We start from the raw sequence: 15,516 nt of genomic DNA, 5'->3' as shown, positions 1-15,516 counted from the left end.
AATTAATTGAAGTGTTATAAAATAAATGCCAGATAACTTATCTTAAGCACATTACTACTGTGCTTTTAAAGCCCGCATATCTGTGATTAATTCTTCCAGCTTTTTAAATTGCCTACCGTAAATGATGTCTAAATCTAACCGATACAAAGCTTCTGAGTATCGCACGACCAACAAAAATAGTACTGTGATAATCGCCCAAACATAACCTGGAATATCTAACAATACATACTCTGTCGGATAATGCTTCAAAAGCAAAGCCATCACTTTACCACCCGCATTACTCGCTAGCCCTTGTGTTACCATACCGATATAAAACAGCGGATAAAAAAATCGGTAGTACTTCGAATATGTATCCATTGAGTTTTTAAGCCAAGTATCAAAGCTTTCTAAATACTCTAAACTGCTCTGCCCTTTCGATAAGTTATGTGATTTAGTGAGCTCTTTTCTCGCTATCAGCACAAGCGGTGCTAGCAATACACAGATATACAAGCCTAACCAAGGTGCACCGATTAAACTCATCACCACCAGCATGACTAAAGCACCAATCACAATGGCTTTAATATTAACTGCAAACATATTTTGCAGTTTATCTACGATATTTTGCGACTTCCTATTATATAAGTCGTTCACTTTTGGTGCTGATAGCTCACCTTCAGTCACAAAACCTTGTTTCCACATTGCTTCAATAGACTTACTCATGTGTTCACTCCTGCGCTTTTATAAACTTATTTAATCTTTCTTTAATACGTGTAATGCGTACGCCAATACTGTTTGTGTTAGCACCAATAATTTCGCCAATTTCAGCGTAAGATTTCTCTTCTAAATAAAGTAGGATCACTGCTCTATCTATCTCTGACAAATGCTTAATGGCGTTATAAAGTAGGTTAATATCATCAGAGCCAAATGCCTTAGCGTCGTCATGCACTTCATCCGGTAATGCATCAGATACAAATTGCTGCTCACCTCTTTTACGCTGTTTTAAATGGGTCAAACAAACATTTAAAGCAACCTTATAAATCCATGTTGACCATTTAGACTCCGCATTAAAATTGTCTCTACTTCGCCAAATTTGTAGGCACACCTCCTGGTAGTAATCTTCAAAATCTTCTTGGCTATGCGTGTATGCCCGACAAATTTTGATGATGATCCCCGCATAAGGCAGTATTGATTGCTGATAAAAATCGCTTCCCATTCACCTCGTTCCATTTTGTATTTTTTCTAATTAGTAGATAGCAGATGGTATTTATTACAGCTTGTGGGAAGTTTTTTTCGAAAGAAAGTTTTTTTTCGCGCGGATGAGGCGCAAAGCCATCTAAACCTAAAAGCTGGCTTGGTTATAAAAGTGCTAGAGTGATAGTAATGTCGGTGAATTGGTCTGCGTTTGCTGTAAGCGCTGTTTGTAATCTTTTAATTCAGGAAAGCGCTCAACTAAATCAAAGCTCAACATTCTTTCCCACCCTAAAACCACCGCGAGGTAATAGTCAGCCAATGTTGGTAAACTGCCCGCTAAAAATGGTTGTTTCTGAAGCTGCTGCTCAATCAACCCGAATAGTTTCACTAACTCCTCTTCGGCATTAGCTTTAACCACCTCATGCTCATTAGCAAAACGCTCTGGCTGGAATACACGAGAAAAATGCCCATGTACCGTTGATGCAACAAAGTTTAACCACTTAAGTGCATCAGCGCCCTCAGCTGTTGCTAAATAGGGGATCAAAGCAGCCTCTGGGTGCTTTTGCGATAAATGGATTAATATCGCTTCACCTTGGGTTAAAATGTGCTCATCGGTTTTTAACACCGGTACTTTACCGAGTGGGTTCACTGCTAAAAAATGTTCACTAAATTGTTCATTCTGAAATAGATCGATGATCTCAACATTATGCTTCACACCAATAATCTCTAAAGTAATTAATACGGCTGTAGAGCAAGTAATTGGGCAATGATAAAGGGTATACATAATTCATCCTTTTAGTTAATTTAGGATTAATTTACGACTTTTTTTGAGGAAAAAAAATTACTACTTCTTGCATATCTTTTGTGCAAAAATGCACAGATGAACTTAGATGACGATTATCAATATATTCTTGCACTGGCCACTCACGGCAGCTTGTCGGCCGCGGCTAAACAGCTCAATGTGACGCACACAACGATTGCCAGAAGAATTCAAGCATTTGAAGCGCGTTTCAATGCGACCCTGTTTGAACGGGTTCCTAAAGGTTATCAATTAACTCAAATTGGTCGCTCAGTGTTACCCGATATTGAAAATTTAAAAAGCTTGCAAGGTCATATTGAGCGACGACTCGATGGTCAAAACCAAAGCTTACAAGGAGAGGTGAGCATCGCCTTAACCCCTGAATTAGGGCATGATTATCTACTCCCGCTACTTGATGAATTTTATCAGTGCTTTCCACATATTCAGCTCAATTTAATGATGGGCACCAGTCAAAAAAACCTCAATGCCAGAGAAGCCGATATCGCGCTCAGGTTTACTCCTGAACCAACCCAATCAGACTTAGTTGGTAAAAAGCTGTTTGCATCTAATTGGGGCTTCTATGCCAGCGAAAGCTACTTAAAGCAGTCAAGAGAAGTCGATAATCTATTACTATGGCAGTTGGAGTTCGATAAAGATTGGTATCAAGACCACTTTGACAAAACCCAAATAATCGCTCGATTTGATAATCTAGCAGCATTGATCAGTGCAGCAGATCAAGGTCTAGGAATTGCCAAATTACCCTGTGGTTTAGCTGACCAATCTAAATACAGGAATTTGAGAAGGCTCAATATCACCTCACCTCCATCCATTTGGAGTTTATGGCTGCTTTATCACTATGATTTGAAAGAAGCCGCCAAAATCATGGCTATTAAATCTTTTTTAATTGAACATTTTTCACAATATGAACGAAGATTTTCAGGCGAAACAAGTCGTTATTATTAACGACTTGAGCGATTAAAATTCTTCGATCCAAACTAAAAGTCAATCCGTTCGCCTTGCCAGAGCTAGGAATTGGTCAATACTTAGAATACTATTGCGCTATTAGACCCAAAGTTATGTCGCTACTGTCAAAAAAAATAATCCTCTTTGCTTCTCTTTTCTTTCTCATATCTTGCAAAAGCGACCCACCACAAACGTTACGTATCGCCATCAACCCTTGGCCTGGTTATGAGGTACTCCACTTGGCAAAAGAAAAAGGTTTTTTTGAACAAGCAGGGCTTAATATTGAGCTTGTTAGAGTTGCCTCTTTAGCCGATACGCAAAGAGTTTATTTGAATAACAAGGTAGATGGCCTCGCCAGCACCTTAATTGAAGCCATTCAGATTCAATCTTTTGCAGTAAGGCCGCTTACCATTGCGTTAATTACTGATTACTCGTTAGGTGGAGATGCAATTATTGCTCACAAATCAATTACAGGCATTACAGATTTAAAAGGAAAAACTGTTGGTACTGAGGTCTCTTCACTCGGTATTTACGTGCTACAAAGGGGGCTACAAAAACATAACCTAAGTTTAGATGACGTCACAATTAAAAATGTTGAACAGATGTCTGGTATCAAGGAAATGAACAAAGGAGATATTTCCGCGTTTGTTACCTACCCCCCCATTTCAACAGAGTTATTAAAGAATCCTGATTACCATGTCATTTTTGACAGTGCCAAGATCCCAAAAGAAGTGGTTGATATTGTCAGCATCTCACAAAGTTACCTAAAACAGCACCCAGAAACATTAGAAAAGCTCTGGCAAGTTTGGCAGTTGTCTTATGAATTTATTCAAACTCATCCAGATGAAGCTATGACAAAAATGGCTAAATTAGAAGGCTTAGAGGTTGCTGATTTCTCTGATGCCTTCAACAACCTTGAGATGCAAACAGGTGATACACAAGCAGAGTTAATTTCTCATGACTTTCTTAAAAGTGTCACAGAGCAAGTCTGCGAGACCTTATGGCGCATTAAATCAATCGATAAGTCATGTGATTTTGTGCCAAGCATGTTTCTTAAGCCACTAGAACAAAGTAAATGATTAAAAACTCGCTTTATCTTAAATCGACCATTCCTTTGCTTTTGCTTGGTATAAGCTCTTTTTTGCTTTTCACACGCTTTATTGCTGACGAATATCGATTACAACACGAGCGCTTTATTGATTCTTTGGTGGATAACGTGATCACCAGCATGAGTATCTCTGCAGAAGTCGACGCCTCTAGAGAAAATTTACAGCGCGTGCTTGCTGCGTTATCGAGTAATAGCGCCATTCAAGATATTATGATCATTTCCCCTGAATCTCTTGATATTGTGGCATCTAAAAGGCTTTTTATTCAAAAAAGAAGCTTACTTGACTCAGAAACACTAGGAAAAAAAGAACTAGACGAGTTATTGCATTATAAGTCACAGTTAAGTGACAAAGTCAGGGTAATTTATCACCATGATGAAAACTGGTATGCATTGTCATGGTTATACCTCGTTGACCCCGAAATAAGGAGATTACGCGCTTATTACTTTTGGATACATATAGATTCCACTCAACATGAAGAAAAGCTGAACCAACAATTAGGCAGCTTCACGTATAACTTTTTAATCATTATTTCTATTATGGTTGGCCTGTCATTTTGGCTACTCAATTACTTTGTAACCAGCCCCCTCACTAAAATTGGTGCTACCATTCGAAAAGGTCTACCAATCCCTAAAGGTATCATCAAACGGCAAAGTGGAGATGTCATTGCGAGGGTTGCAACTTCTTATAATAAAGCCATTAAGCAATCGCAAGAAAGAGCTGAGCAATTAGAAAAAACGCGGCACTATATTGATGGGATCACGCAGCATGTCCCTGTACTTCTAACTTATGTAGATAATGAAGAGAAATACCGTTTTGCAAATAAACTCTACTGCCAGCTATTTAAGTTGAATGAACACGACATCGTAGGAAACACCGTCAAATCTGTTCTACCCGTCGATATTTATGACAGAATTCAAGATCATCTATTTAATGCTTTAAAAGGTAATGAAACTGCATTTGAAATTGATGTCACAATAGGCGGTGTTAGAAAGTATCTGATCACCACCTACACTCCTGATTTTGCACTTAACGGAGACGTTGAGGGGGTATTTGCCTGTATTGAAGACGTCACTGAGCTCAAAAACTCAGAAGAGCAATTAGCTAAATACGCCTCAGATATGGAGTTTAATAACTGGGCACTTGAAGAAGCCAAAGAACAAGCCGAAAATGCTTCAAAAGCCAAAGCTGACTTTTTAGCGACTATGAGTCATGAAATAAGAACGCCCATGAACGGTGTACTTGGTATGTTAGATTCTTTAAAAAATACTCCATTAGACAAAGAACAAACCGAGCAAGTTGATATCGCCAGCCGTAGTGCGCTTTCTTTAATGCGAATTATTAACGATATATTAGACTTTTCAAAAATTGAATCAGGTAAATTAGAAATTGATATCAATGAATTTGATGTCGTGAAATTAATCAAAGAGACTGCAACTTCGTTTGCCAAGCAAACCCATGAAAAGAATATCGCACTTATTTTAGATATTGATGAGATCACTTTGCCTATCATCTCTTCTGATTCAGTCAGAATAAAGCAAATACTCACTAATTTAATCGGGAATGCTGTCAAATTTACAGAGTCTGGCGAAATTGTTGTCAAAGCTCAGTATGTATATTCAAAAGGTCATCACGCACCAGAAATAAAACTCCAAGTATCAGATACAGGGATAGGCATATCCGAGGATAAATGTGACTTAATTTTCGAGCATTTTTCACAGGCAGATACATCCACGACAAGACAGTTTGGGGGGACTGGATTAGGGCTAAGTATTGTTAGTAAGCTTTGCGAGTTATTAGGAGGTGAAATTGCCGTAAAAAGTAAACTAGGGTTAGGCAGTACGTTTATCGTCATCTTGCCACTCTCTAGTAAAAACTCAGAAAATCAGCAATTACAGCATTCAATATTCCATGATTTCACAGCAAAACATTTCCACTTTGTAGACATTAATTCGAGCTTCTTAAATGCGTGTGAGCGAATTTTAAGTAAGTTTGATATTGCCATGCATAGACATAAAAACATTAAACTGCTTGATGAAAATATTAAAAAGCTCAATGAAGAGCAATTATCTTCACACTTTTATCTACTAAATTGGTCCACAGAGGATAGCCAACATATAGACCAGTTTGTCTCTTCACACATTGCTAATACCGTCACCTTATTACCTTTTAATACCTCGATTGAAGGGCACTTTAAACAAGCTGATGTGCAACAAGTTAAATACTGTAAAACCCCCTGCTCTCTACTCGATATCGTGCATAAGCTAGAGCAAACCGAGGATAGCCATGTCACTCAGAATGCGACTACTCAAACTAAAGATCAAACAACCTTGTTTAAGCATGTTCTCGTCGTGGAAGATATGCCGATTAATCAAATCGTCGTTACACAAATGTTAAACGGTGCCGTTGAACAACTCGATTTTGCGAATAATGGTCTAGAAGCGCTAACTAAATTAAAAGAGCATGAAGATAACTACTATGAGTTAGTCTTAATGGACTGCTTAATGCCAGTAATGGATGGCTACGAGGCAACGCGAAGAATTAGAAAACGCGAAGCGGGTGAGCATAATCAATATATTCCAATCATCGCTATGACAGCTAACGCCATGAACGGCGACAAAGAAAAGTGTTTTGATGCGGGCATGGACGAATATATTAGTAAGCCTTTGATAAAACGAGACTTTATCGCATTATTAGAGCGCTTCACTGTATAAACTTTATTGAGCCGAACTTAAGAAGGCGATAAGATTAGACCCCATATTAGGCTATCAATTTAACCTAAAAGGAAGTACCTGTGCTTAACACATCTGTTAAACGTTTACCTTTTTTATTTCTCCTGTGCCTAATTGCGGTTTATAGTTGTTTTTATAGTTCGCCCTCTTTTATAAATGAATATGGTACCTACAAGCCTGAATGGCCGTTACTCATTGATGCATTCATTACTCTTCCTTTGATTTGCTATGTTTTCTTAACAGATAAAAAACAAGCAACAATTAAAGCAATAGCCTATTGCGCATTACTCATTCTCTTCGGTGCTTACTTCATACCTGCTCAGCAAAAGTTAATTTGGCACTATTTAGAGCAAGCGCGTTATCTAGTATTAGCTCTAGTACTCTTTATTGAAGTTGTTGTGGTTGCATCAGTAATAGCTGCAATTAAAGCGGATTTAAATACTCACGCTGATCCCGATGAGAGTTTGATAATGCCTTTAAAACGCTGGTTAAAATCCGGCACTGTATTTAACTTAATGCAATTTGATATGCGGATGTGGGTGTTTTGCTTATTCGCTAATAAAATAAAGAGTGAAAACTATATTGGCGAACAACACTTTTGGTATGCCAACAAAGATGACGCAAAAGGCAATGCACTGGGGTTTATCTTTTTGATGGTGTTCGAGATCCCCATTGCACACCTGGTTTTGCATTTTGCATGGTCCCCTTTGGCTGCCAATGTTATCTCTTTATTATCAATTTTTGGGTTGGTACTATTTATTGGTGAATATCGAGCTATGTCACGCCGTCCAATTTCTCTCACTAAAACTCACTTAATCGTTAGATACGGTATTTATAATCCGCTTTATATCTCGCTGGAAAATATTGAAACCGTATCACCTCATCATGAATTTGTGCCAAGAAGCCATGAAGTTAACAGGTATAATTTCTCAGGCGTGCCCAATATTGAGATAAAGCTAAAAAGCCCAATTGATGAAAAATCTATAATTTACCTAGGGGTAGAAAGTCCATCTATGCTGTTAAACAGCCTTAACAAAGCATCAGATAAAACAACAAACTAAAAGCAACTGAGCAAAGTATGTCGAAAATTAAATTTATTCCCTATCAGCTAGTTCCTGCAAGCTTTAACCCCTGGCGTGACATCTTTTTAGAGGTTGCAGAAACTGTGATTGCAGAGCTAGCGCACCCTGATTTTGAGTTTTTACACTTTGGGTCTAGCTCTTTTAAAGTAGCGGGCAAAGGCATCATTGATATATCAATATTGTATAAAGCTAGCCAGCTAACTGAAGCGGTCGAGCATTTAAGAAACATTGGATTTAGCGACCAACATAGTAATAAACCATTTCCTGAAAATCGTCCTCGCAAAGATATTGCCGTTATTTTTAAAAATGAAACCTTTCAAATTCACGCACATGTTATTGAACTGGGCAGCGAGGAGCATTTAAAGCAAGTTAACTTTAAAACGCACATGCTCAATAACCCCAATGCGCGCGCCCAGTACGAGGAGACAAAACAGCAGGTTATTGCTGATGGGCTGACTGTGCAAGATGACTACGGAAAAGCAAAATCACCTTTTGTGAAAAGTGTTTTACAAGAGATGGCAAAACCGTAATTTAACCTGAGCTTTGGTTAAGAGATGTCTAAAGTCTGCAGCCGGAGACTTTTAGCGATAACTAGGCGAATTTACGCGACAATAGCGTGCCTATTGCAAGTAAGTTCAACGCAGTTAACGTTGAAAGTAGCCGCTGGAGATATATTTATTATCCAGAGCTCAGGTTAATGTATTAATACAATTCATATTGTTATTATTGTCGGTATAGCGCTTTTCTCGCGTTCAAAACACATAGGGATCCATTTGTGAAAACACTAAAACTTTGCGCTGTTACTACTTTTTTATGCTCTGCATTTAGCGTATCAGCTCAACCAAGCACACCAATCAAAGTCATCGAAAACAACAACGCGCAATTCAAATCCGATTCTATGCTGAGTCGCCACGAAGGCTATACGCTCGTCAATTATATTGTTAAAGCCGACGGTTCTTTAGGTGAAGTGACCGTTTTATTCGATTCTGAAGTAAAGCCGACGACTGAAAAGGCCAAGAACTACTTAAGCAATCTAGAGTTCGAAGCAGCTACTTACCAAGGCAAAGCCCATGATGCGGCACGCTTTTTCTCTTATACTTACTCAACAGCACCTACTACAAACTCAAACAATAATCGTGCTTCTAAAGGGTTTGTTAGCGATTATGATGTCATTGATAAACTGATTAAAGCTCAGCAACTAGAGAAAGCATACAAACACTTTGGAGAACTGCAAAGTCACACTAAAAATCTCAATGAACAAGCGCTTTTTGCTTGGCTGAAATCTCAATATTTTTATGCACTACAAGATTGGCACAACTATGAGAAGCAGCTGCAGCGCGCTTACTTCTTACGTGAACATTTACCAAAAGAATTTGCCGTACCTTGTATTCAAAATCTGATGCAACTGTATCTTTATCAAAAAGATTTTTTAAACGCAAAACGCGCTTTATTAGCACTTAATCATGTACCAGGCGTGAATATTTCAGAGCAAGCACAGCAAAAAGCGATGGCCGATATTGCTGGGCTTTACCAACAAACCCCGTCGATTACACAAAGAGTAAAGCTAGATAAAAACACGCCGAAGAGTGTTGGTGTTTCTCGTAGTGAAGTGACATTAAAAGGTGAAGGTCAGGCCCAACTTAGATGCGATGCTTATCTTGAGCCTCGCATAACACTACCGACAAATATAACAGCTAAACCAAGTTATGGTCGCTGTAACCTTATTTTAAGTAGTAGCCAAAATTCAGATGTGAGTATTACGCAAACAGGTAAGGCCGTTGTTCGTTTCTAAGTCTTGAGCTATTTAAGTTTTAGCCAATAGCACAAAAGAGCCTCTCGTCATGCGGCTCTTTTTGTTCACATCAAACAAAGTAAAATCGTAAGGCTAATTTGCAAGGAGCATAATTTTCAGAGAAAACATGACCGACAGCCTCATTGTTATCTATTTAACCAATGGTAATTTATACGACTTTGGAACCGAACATTTATCAACTCTATCGAAAGTAAAGTGCTTCCAGACCGTTACTCTAAATTTTTCCTAGTGGTGTGATTGCCTGCACCTCAAGGGAAAACTTACCCGCTTGCTTTTCACTGATCATAAAACCAAGAGATCTAACATCATCAAAATTGAGTTGATAGTCAGCGTAAAAAGCACGGCCACGGTACATGAGCGTAAAGTCGTCCTCTGTGACAACAAGTGTTTGTGTTTTATTTACTAAGGTTTGAAATTTATAAACAAAGGCTGGGCCGTCAAGATATTGGTCAACTCTTAGCCTAAGCTGATACTGCTTTCCATCACCTTTTACAACAACACTTAACTGTTCCGCGTTTTTATTTTCTAAATTAAATGGCGTACGAACAGAAGCAAAACCGCCATTATTGCGCAAAGACACATCGCCTTTAAATTCTACAGAGTGTGCACCAACAACTAAACGACTCTCAGAAAGGCCACCCATGACGGTGTCATTAACCACAAACCAATCAAGTAGAGTCAGCTTAGTTTCTGCCAACGCTAAAGACGACGCCATTAAAATTACTCCAAACAACACAGATTTAAAACACATAACAATTCGCACTTTATGAAATATAACTTTCAGTACGACCTAAGTAAGCATTCAGATTGCATTTACATATCAAACACACAGACTCCCCCTAACCCGTTATGTTTGCTTACATTTAAACGCAGTCAAACCATAGAGTGTTTCGTTAAACCTGTTAAAATCATGCAAAAAATTATAACAAGGAAATCTAATGAAGAAGTTAGCATTACTTTTCTCTTTAGCGACATTAGCAGGCTGCTCTGTTAGTAATCAGGTTGAAACCCTTATTCCAGAAAACGCGGTAGTCAAAAACAAGACCACTGATGGCTATACCGATCGCTTTAAAAATATTTACGATGATTTTAAAGATTACCCCGTCACCTGTGATAAAGATTGTTACCCGCCGAGCCCAGTTATTGAATGTAGTGCTGAGATGCAAAATTGCGCTTTCACTGGCAGCAATCCCACAATAGCTATTAATACTGGCTTCTCAGTACAGTGGCTCGGTCATGCTAGCTTCAAAATTAACACATCAAATGGTCAGCAGTTTTTATTCGATCCGGTTTCTGAAGACTTTGATTGGCCCGTAAATTGGGCGTTTAGCCTAGTTTCTGATATTAGTCGTACACCCAATGCAACACTCACGCAAAGTCAGCTAGCTGAAACTGACGCCATCATGTACTCGCATATTCACTATGATCATTTCAAAAAGGACGACCTTTCACTCATAGGTCAAAATAGTGAATTTTTAACGCCGCTTGGGTTTGCTGATCACTTTCCGAATGACGGTTATAAAATCACAGAGATGGCTTGGTATTCGAGTAAGCAAGTGGGTGAAGTGAATGTTCACTTTGTTCCGGCTAATCACTTCAGCAACCGAATTATGGTGCCTTTTATTCATGAAGATAACGACGCCACGCTCTGGGGCGGTTGGGTATTAGAGCACCAAGGTAAGAAGTTATTTTTTGCCGGTGACACAGGCTATTCACCTCACTTCAAAGACATTGCTAATAAATATGGGAATATGGATGTGTGTTTAATTCCTATTGCCTCTTATCATAGTGAAGAGCACTCTAAATGGTATCGAAAAGTGCACACCACACCAGAAGATGCACTTATCGCAGCTGCCGACTTAAATTGTAAAGTGATGATCCCATGGGGTTATGGTAATTCTTCATGGCAAATGGGTGATAAAACATCGCACTCGGCACTATTTCGTTTAATGCACATGTATAAGAAGATGAGTTCAAACATTCCGCTGCATGTGTTGAATGAAGGTGAATCAGTTAAGTTATAAATACAGAGAAAGCCCTATTTAGGGCTTTCTATTCTTGTTGTAAGCTTTCAGCTAACCCAACTCACCAGCTAAGCTATTTAACCAGACCAACTAATCAAGCAAGTTATCTTCTAAACGCTCTAGCAGCTCAGCTTCACTGGTTTTACGATTTACAATGGTGCTTGCCGATTGAATATGGAGCTTCCTTAAAATCGCTTGTGTCGCAGCCTTGTTAGCTTGCGCCAAACGCTCAGCCAATAAATGGGCTTTAGCTTGGTTATAATTTGGCGCATGCACAATAAATTGACCTGTATGCCAAGCTATAATTAATTGTTCGTCTTCAAGCTCTTGATTTAAAAGGTACAAAATTTCGATCACAATATGTTCTACGGTGATAAAGCCCAGTTTATTGCGAATCTCATCCAGCCCAAATACCGATATTAGAATAAAACCATGTTGTGGTTTTTCCTCTTGTGCTATCTGCTCTAACAAAGCAAATAAGGCACGACGGTTTGCGATGTGGGTGACAGGCTCTGTCAAAGACTGTTCCTCTAAGTATTTACTCAAGAGCTTAACATCATGCCAACGGCGATAGCTGAAATAAGCAAACGCAAGTACGCCGAAAAGTAGCGTCGGCACTAACTCATCTAATTCATAGTGCTCGTATTGCCTGGAAGATTGGTAAATCCATTCCAAAAAATCAAACTGCTGAGCAACAACAAAACCAAGCAATAAAATAATAGCAATAACAACAACATCAAACTTAGCCCTGCGGCGCAAGTTTGCTTTTAATTCACTCAACAATACTTGTATTCTTTTTACCTACTTTGACTACAAGAAATTGTAACATAGAGTGATTTTTTTCTTTTAGTCAAAAATAATCTAATTACTATAGATTTAAACTAAATAATGAAACTCATATTTTCGAAACTAATTATGCAATTTTGTTTAGTAAAAACTTGAGTAGATAGATGCATTTAGAAGATAAGAAGCGAAATAATTTAGCACCCTAAATAATCTCGCTTTGTTTAAAAGTGTGCTTTTTCATTCAAATTTAAGTTCTTAACCTACTAATGCATTAAAAGGCGCTGCATTTTTTTGCCAAGCTCAACATGCGTATGCAGACCATTAAACTGCTTAGTCAAAGCTTCAGGGCCTAGAACAAACACACCTACTGGCGTATGCGTGTGTGTGCCCGTTGACCAGACGATATTTTGTTTACTCGACAATGCCCTGCCAATTAAGTTGAGCGGGCGCTCAGTTAAATACACATAAAACGGCGCAAAGTCATGTACTTTACTGGCTGTTTTCAAACCCAGCGACTTATGACCCCGTTGGTAAAATGCATTCTTTTGCTCAGCTAGAATTTGCATAGCGTCATCTTCGTTAATTTCAAACTCGCTATACTTATTCACTGTTTTTACGAGCTTTTCTGGTGTGGGTTTAAACGCATTGCCTTTGGCTTCATACCAAATATCGCCATAACTTTTTTGCTGAGCATATAACTTATCTAAGATACTCAATTCGCCGAAATTAAAGTTTGGCTTATAAACATCCTGTTGATGATTACTTAGCTGCTCAGCTTTTGGTAAGTCTGCACCGCTATAGCTAAAACCAAAACCGCCGGTTTCGTGATCAGCGGTTACTATCACGATTGTGTCGTCTCGACCTTTTGCCCACTCCAGCACTACATTAACTGCGTTATCGAATTTGATCATTTCGTGCAATAACATGCCTGCATCATTGTTATGTCCAGCCCAATCAATCTGACCACCTTCTACCATTAAGAAAAACCCTTTGTCGTTTTTCGACAAGGTACTGATGGCGGTTTGTGTCATATCACTCAAACTTGGCTGAACGTTTACACGACCATGAGAGGTATCAATGCCATTAGCCATCGCACTATTGGCAAATAGCCCCAGTAGCTTTGTGCTTTGTGCTTGTTGTAATTGCGATTTATTAAACGCAAGCTCATAGCCTTTACTGCTTGCTTCAGCCAATAAGTTTTTATCGTCTCGACGTTTTGATTTCAGCGAAAGTGCACTGGCTTTTAAATTTGCTTCAAAGCCCTCGGGGTGTTCAGGCAAGGCATAATTTTTTGGCACAAAATGACGCAAACCGCCCGATAACATGACATCAACCACCCCAGATTGGATCATCTGCTCAGCAATCTCATTTTCCATTGAACGATGAATAAGGTGCGACGCGAATGCCGCAGGTGTTGCATGGGTTAAACGGGTGTCTGATACAAGTCCCGTCGATTTCCCCAGCCCTTTGGCTTTTTCTAAAATCGTCGGCACTTTATATCCTGCCCGATTTAGCCCTATCATTTCACTGCCTGCGGCAATTCCAGTTGCCAACTGGGTTGCTGAGCAAGCTGAGTCCACCACCAGCTTATCTGCAGGCCCATGCAGTGACAAACCGGTGACACCTAGGTTTGCCAACTTAGCTATGGCGCTATTGTCACCTTGGTAAATAGAGTTCGGTGCGCGAGTCGCATACTCTTCTAACAAACCCACTTGTTGCGGACCCATACCGTCACCAATCATCAAGATAATATTTTTAACTTTTGACGGATTATTTATATCTGGCTGGGCTGTATTTTCTGAAGTTTTCAGTAACGAGCATGCCGATAAGCTTGAGATAAGTATAAGGGCACAGCCCAGTGCCCAAACTGGTTTTCTAACTAACATATCACCGTTTTCCTTGGTGTTATTTAAACTGTAACGCTGATAGCAGCATGCTTTGCTTGTGAGTCACATCGCCGTTGATATCTTTAAGGCCAAACTCAATATTTGGATCTGCTTGCTGCCAATCAATTTCAATAAAGCCATAATTCACATCAGACGTTGACTCACCCACTCTGTGTTTATTAGGGCTCACATCTTTCCATTTTTGTGTAAGTCCCGAGCTGGTTACTTCCCACAAAGGATAGTTTTGTTTAGCTTGGTACTTTGACAGCTCACCCCAATGAGTGTCGCCACTTATCATGATCACCCCACCAATTTTATGCTTTTCAATAAAATCGAATAGTCGTTGTCTGTCTGCAGGAAAGTTCGCCCAACTTTCCCAACCAGTAAAGTCGGGAATAAGTTGAAGGCTTGAGGCAATCACTTTCACTTTCGCAGGCTTTAATAGCTCTTGCTCTAGCCATTGCCACTGTTCTTCGCCCAACATAGAAGTAGCGTCATCAACAGGACGATATGGCCCGACATTGTTAAAGAAGCTATTTAACCAATAACGAAATTCGCCAATTGAACTGAGCGCAGGACGATTCCAGCGTAAATCTGGCATGATCACCTGCACACGCTGTGCTTCTTCACCATACATATACGATGTATAAATACCTGAATCTCTGGTTCGGCGAGGGCTATCTTTGGGCTCTTGCCAAAAATCTAGCATAATTTTTCGAGATGCTTCTTTAAACGGGTACTCTTTACCTGCATCGTTCTCGCCGTAATCATGATCATCCCACATCGCTATCACAGGCGTATTTGCGCGTAATTGTGCAAAACCAGGCTTGATCCCCAACTTATGGTACTTTGATTTAAGCACGGTCATGTTTTCAGTGTCACCGTAAACGTTGTCGCCTAAAAACACGAATAAGTCAGCTTGCTCTTTGTTGATGGCATCAAAAATCGGAATATCTTTATCTTGGTGGCTACAAGAGCCAAATAGAATTTTATCGACTTGATCAGCTGCTTGAGCTTGAGTGACTAATCCACCTATTGATATAAGGCTTACTGTTAAAAATGTTCTCAGTTTCATTGAGTTACTCGCATGATTTAAAGCAAAAAGAGCCTTTATCGCATTCAAAATGAAATAAGGCTCTGTGTTGTTAACTAATT

Annotated in this window: 14 protein-coding genes; 7 read left to right on the top strand and 7 right to left on the bottom strand. The window is 39.3% G+C overall.

The window, feature by feature from the left end:
- Window positions 1-54: 54 nt before the first annotated feature.
- The 3 genes from ABMY35_RS18130 to ABMY35_RS18120 form a co-directional block, all read right to left on the bottom strand.
- Complete coding sequence (locus tag ABMY35_RS18130) at window positions 55-699, bottom strand: hypothetical protein (RefSeq protein ID WP_349287488.1); 645 nt, start codon at window positions 697-699, stop codon at window positions 55-57.
- A gap of 4 nt (window positions 700-703) precedes the next feature.
- The gene (locus ABMY35_RS18125) at window positions 704-1,192 is read right to left on the bottom strand and encodes an RNA polymerase sigma factor (protein ID WP_349287487.1); all 489 of its coding nucleotides are present in this window, start codon (window positions 1,190-1,192) and stop codon (window positions 704-706) included.
- A 153-nt stretch (window positions 1,193-1,345) separates the two neighbouring features.
- On the bottom strand, window positions 1,346-1,954 hold the full coding sequence (locus tag ABMY35_RS18120; RefSeq protein WP_349287486.1) for a glutathione S-transferase family protein: 609 nt from the start codon (window positions 1,952-1,954) through the stop codon (window positions 1,346-1,348).
- A 96-nt stretch (window positions 1,955-2,050) separates the two neighbouring features.
- Between ABMY35_RS18120 and ABMY35_RS18115 the strand changes: the two genes are divergently transcribed.
- The 6 genes from ABMY35_RS18115 (at window position 2,051) to ABMY35_RS18090 (ending at window position 9,644) form a co-directional block, all read left to right on the top strand.
- Window positions 2,051-2,932, top strand: coding sequence for a LysR family transcriptional regulator (locus tag ABMY35_RS18115; RefSeq protein ID WP_349287485.1), 882 nt, complete (start codon window positions 2,051-2,053; stop codon window positions 2,930-2,932).
- 113 nt (window positions 2,933-3,045) lie between these two features.
- Window positions 3,046-4,011, top strand: coding sequence for an ABC transporter substrate-binding protein (locus ABMY35_RS18110; RefSeq protein ID WP_349287484.1), 966 nt, complete (start codon window positions 3,046-3,048; stop codon window positions 4,009-4,011).
- Window positions 4,008-6,752 (top strand): ATP-binding protein, encoded by a 2,745-nt coding sequence (locus ABMY35_RS18105; protein WP_349287483.1) that lies wholly within the window; start codon window positions 4,008-4,010, stop codon window positions 6,750-6,752. The genes ABMY35_RS18110 and ABMY35_RS18105 overlap by 4 nt, the downstream gene beginning before the upstream one ends.
- An 80-nt stretch (window positions 6,753-6,832) precedes the next feature.
- Entirely contained in the window at window positions 6,833-7,831 is a 999-nt protein-coding gene (locus ABMY35_RS18100; RefSeq protein WP_349287482.1) for a hypothetical protein, read from the top strand.
- 17 nt (window positions 7,832-7,848) lie between these two features.
- Window positions 7,849-8,382, top strand: coding sequence for a GrpB family protein (locus tag ABMY35_RS18095; protein ID WP_349287481.1), 534 nt, complete (start codon window positions 7,849-7,851; stop codon window positions 8,380-8,382).
- A gap of 245 nt (window positions 8,383-8,627) precedes the next feature.
- A complete protein-coding gene (locus tag ABMY35_RS18090; protein ID WP_349287480.1) occupies window positions 8,628-9,644 on the top strand; it encodes a hypothetical protein in 1,017 nt (338 codons plus the stop codon).
- Between the two features lie 235 nt (window positions 9,645-9,879).
- On the opposite strand, the gene ABMY35_RS18085 is transcribed toward ABMY35_RS18090, so the two are convergent.
- Window positions 9,880-10,380 (bottom strand): CIA30 family protein, encoded by a 501-nt coding sequence (locus tag ABMY35_RS18085; RefSeq protein ID WP_349287479.1) that lies wholly within the window; start codon window positions 10,378-10,380, stop codon window positions 9,880-9,882.
- A 223-nt stretch (window positions 10,381-10,603) separates the two neighbouring features.
- On the opposite strand from ABMY35_RS18085, the gene ABMY35_RS18080 reads away from it, so the two are divergent.
- Complete coding sequence (locus ABMY35_RS18080) at window positions 10,604-11,689, top strand: MBL fold metallo-hydrolase (protein ID WP_349287478.1); 1,086 nt, start codon at window positions 10,604-10,606, stop codon at window positions 11,687-11,689.
- 90 nt (window positions 11,690-11,779) lie between these two features.
- On the opposite strand, the gene ABMY35_RS18075 is transcribed toward ABMY35_RS18080, so the two are convergent.
- From ABMY35_RS18075 to ABMY35_RS18065, 3 genes are all read right to left on the bottom strand, one after another.
- On the bottom strand, window positions 11,780-12,472 hold the full coding sequence (locus tag ABMY35_RS18075) for a GGDEF domain-containing protein (protein ID WP_349287477.1): 693 nt from the start codon (window positions 12,470-12,472) through the stop codon (window positions 11,780-11,782).
- A gap of 266 nt (window positions 12,473-12,738) precedes the next feature.
- Window positions 12,739-14,361, bottom strand: a complete 1,623-nt coding sequence (locus tag ABMY35_RS18070; protein WP_349287476.1) for an alkaline phosphatase — start codon at window positions 14,359-14,361, stop codon at window positions 12,739-12,741.
- Between the two features lie 19 nt (window positions 14,362-14,380).
- On the bottom strand, window positions 14,381-15,436 hold the full coding sequence (locus tag ABMY35_RS18065; RefSeq protein WP_349287475.1) for an alkaline phosphatase D family protein: 1,056 nt from the start codon (window positions 15,434-15,436) through the stop codon (window positions 14,381-14,383).
- Window positions 15,437-15,516 lie beyond the last annotated feature (80 nt).

This window comes from Pseudoalteromonas sp. BZB3, assembly GCF_040104455.1.
Lineage (GTDB): Bacteria > Pseudomonadota > Gammaproteobacteria > Enterobacterales > Alteromonadaceae > Pseudoalteromonas.
The sequence above is the reverse complement of the archived record's forward strand: the minus strand, read 5'-3'. Positions and strand labels throughout refer to the sequence as shown.

Excerpts from the sequence above, each read along its gene's own strand:
- ABMY35_RS18120 (WP_349287486.1), bottom strand. The coding sequence starts at position 1,954 with ATGTATACCCTTTATCATTGCCCAATTACTTGCTCTACAGCCGTATTA.
- ABMY35_RS18110 (WP_349287484.1), top strand. The coding sequence starts at position 3,046 with ATGTCGCTACTGTCAAAAAAAATAATCCTCTTTGCTTCTCTTTTCTTT.
- ABMY35_RS18115 (WP_349287485.1), top strand. The coding sequence starts at position 2,051 with ATGAACTTAGATGACGATTATCAATATATTCTTGCACTGGCCACTCAC.
- ABMY35_RS18095 (WP_349287481.1), top strand. The coding sequence starts at position 7,849 with ATGTCGAAAATTAAATTTATTCCCTATCAGCTAGTTCCTGCAAGCTTT.
- ABMY35_RS18065 (WP_349287475.1), bottom strand. The coding sequence starts at position 15,436 with ATGAAACTGAGAACATTTTTAACAGTAAGCCTTATATCAATAGGTGGA.
- ABMY35_RS18070 (WP_349287476.1), bottom strand. The coding sequence starts at position 14,361 with ATGTTAGTTAGAAAACCAGTTTGGGCACTGGGCTGTGCCCTTATACTT.
- ABMY35_RS18125 (WP_349287487.1), bottom strand. The coding sequence starts at position 1,192 with ATGGGAAGCGATTTTTATCAGCAATCAATACTGCCTTATGCGGGGATC.
- ABMY35_RS18105 (WP_349287483.1), top strand. The coding sequence starts at position 4,008 with ATGATTAAAAACTCGCTTTATCTTAAATCGACCATTCCTTTGCTTTTG.
- ABMY35_RS18085 (WP_349287479.1), bottom strand. The coding sequence starts at position 10,380 with ATGGCGTCGTCTTTAGCGTTGGCAGAAACTAAGCTGACTCTACTTGAT.
- ABMY35_RS18080 (WP_349287478.1), top strand. The coding sequence starts at position 10,604 with ATGAAGAAGTTAGCATTACTTTTCTCTTTAGCGACATTAGCAGGCTGC.
- ABMY35_RS18130 (WP_349287488.1), bottom strand. The coding sequence starts at position 699 with ATGAGTAAGTCTATTGAAGCAATGTGGAAACAAGGTTTTGTGACTGAA.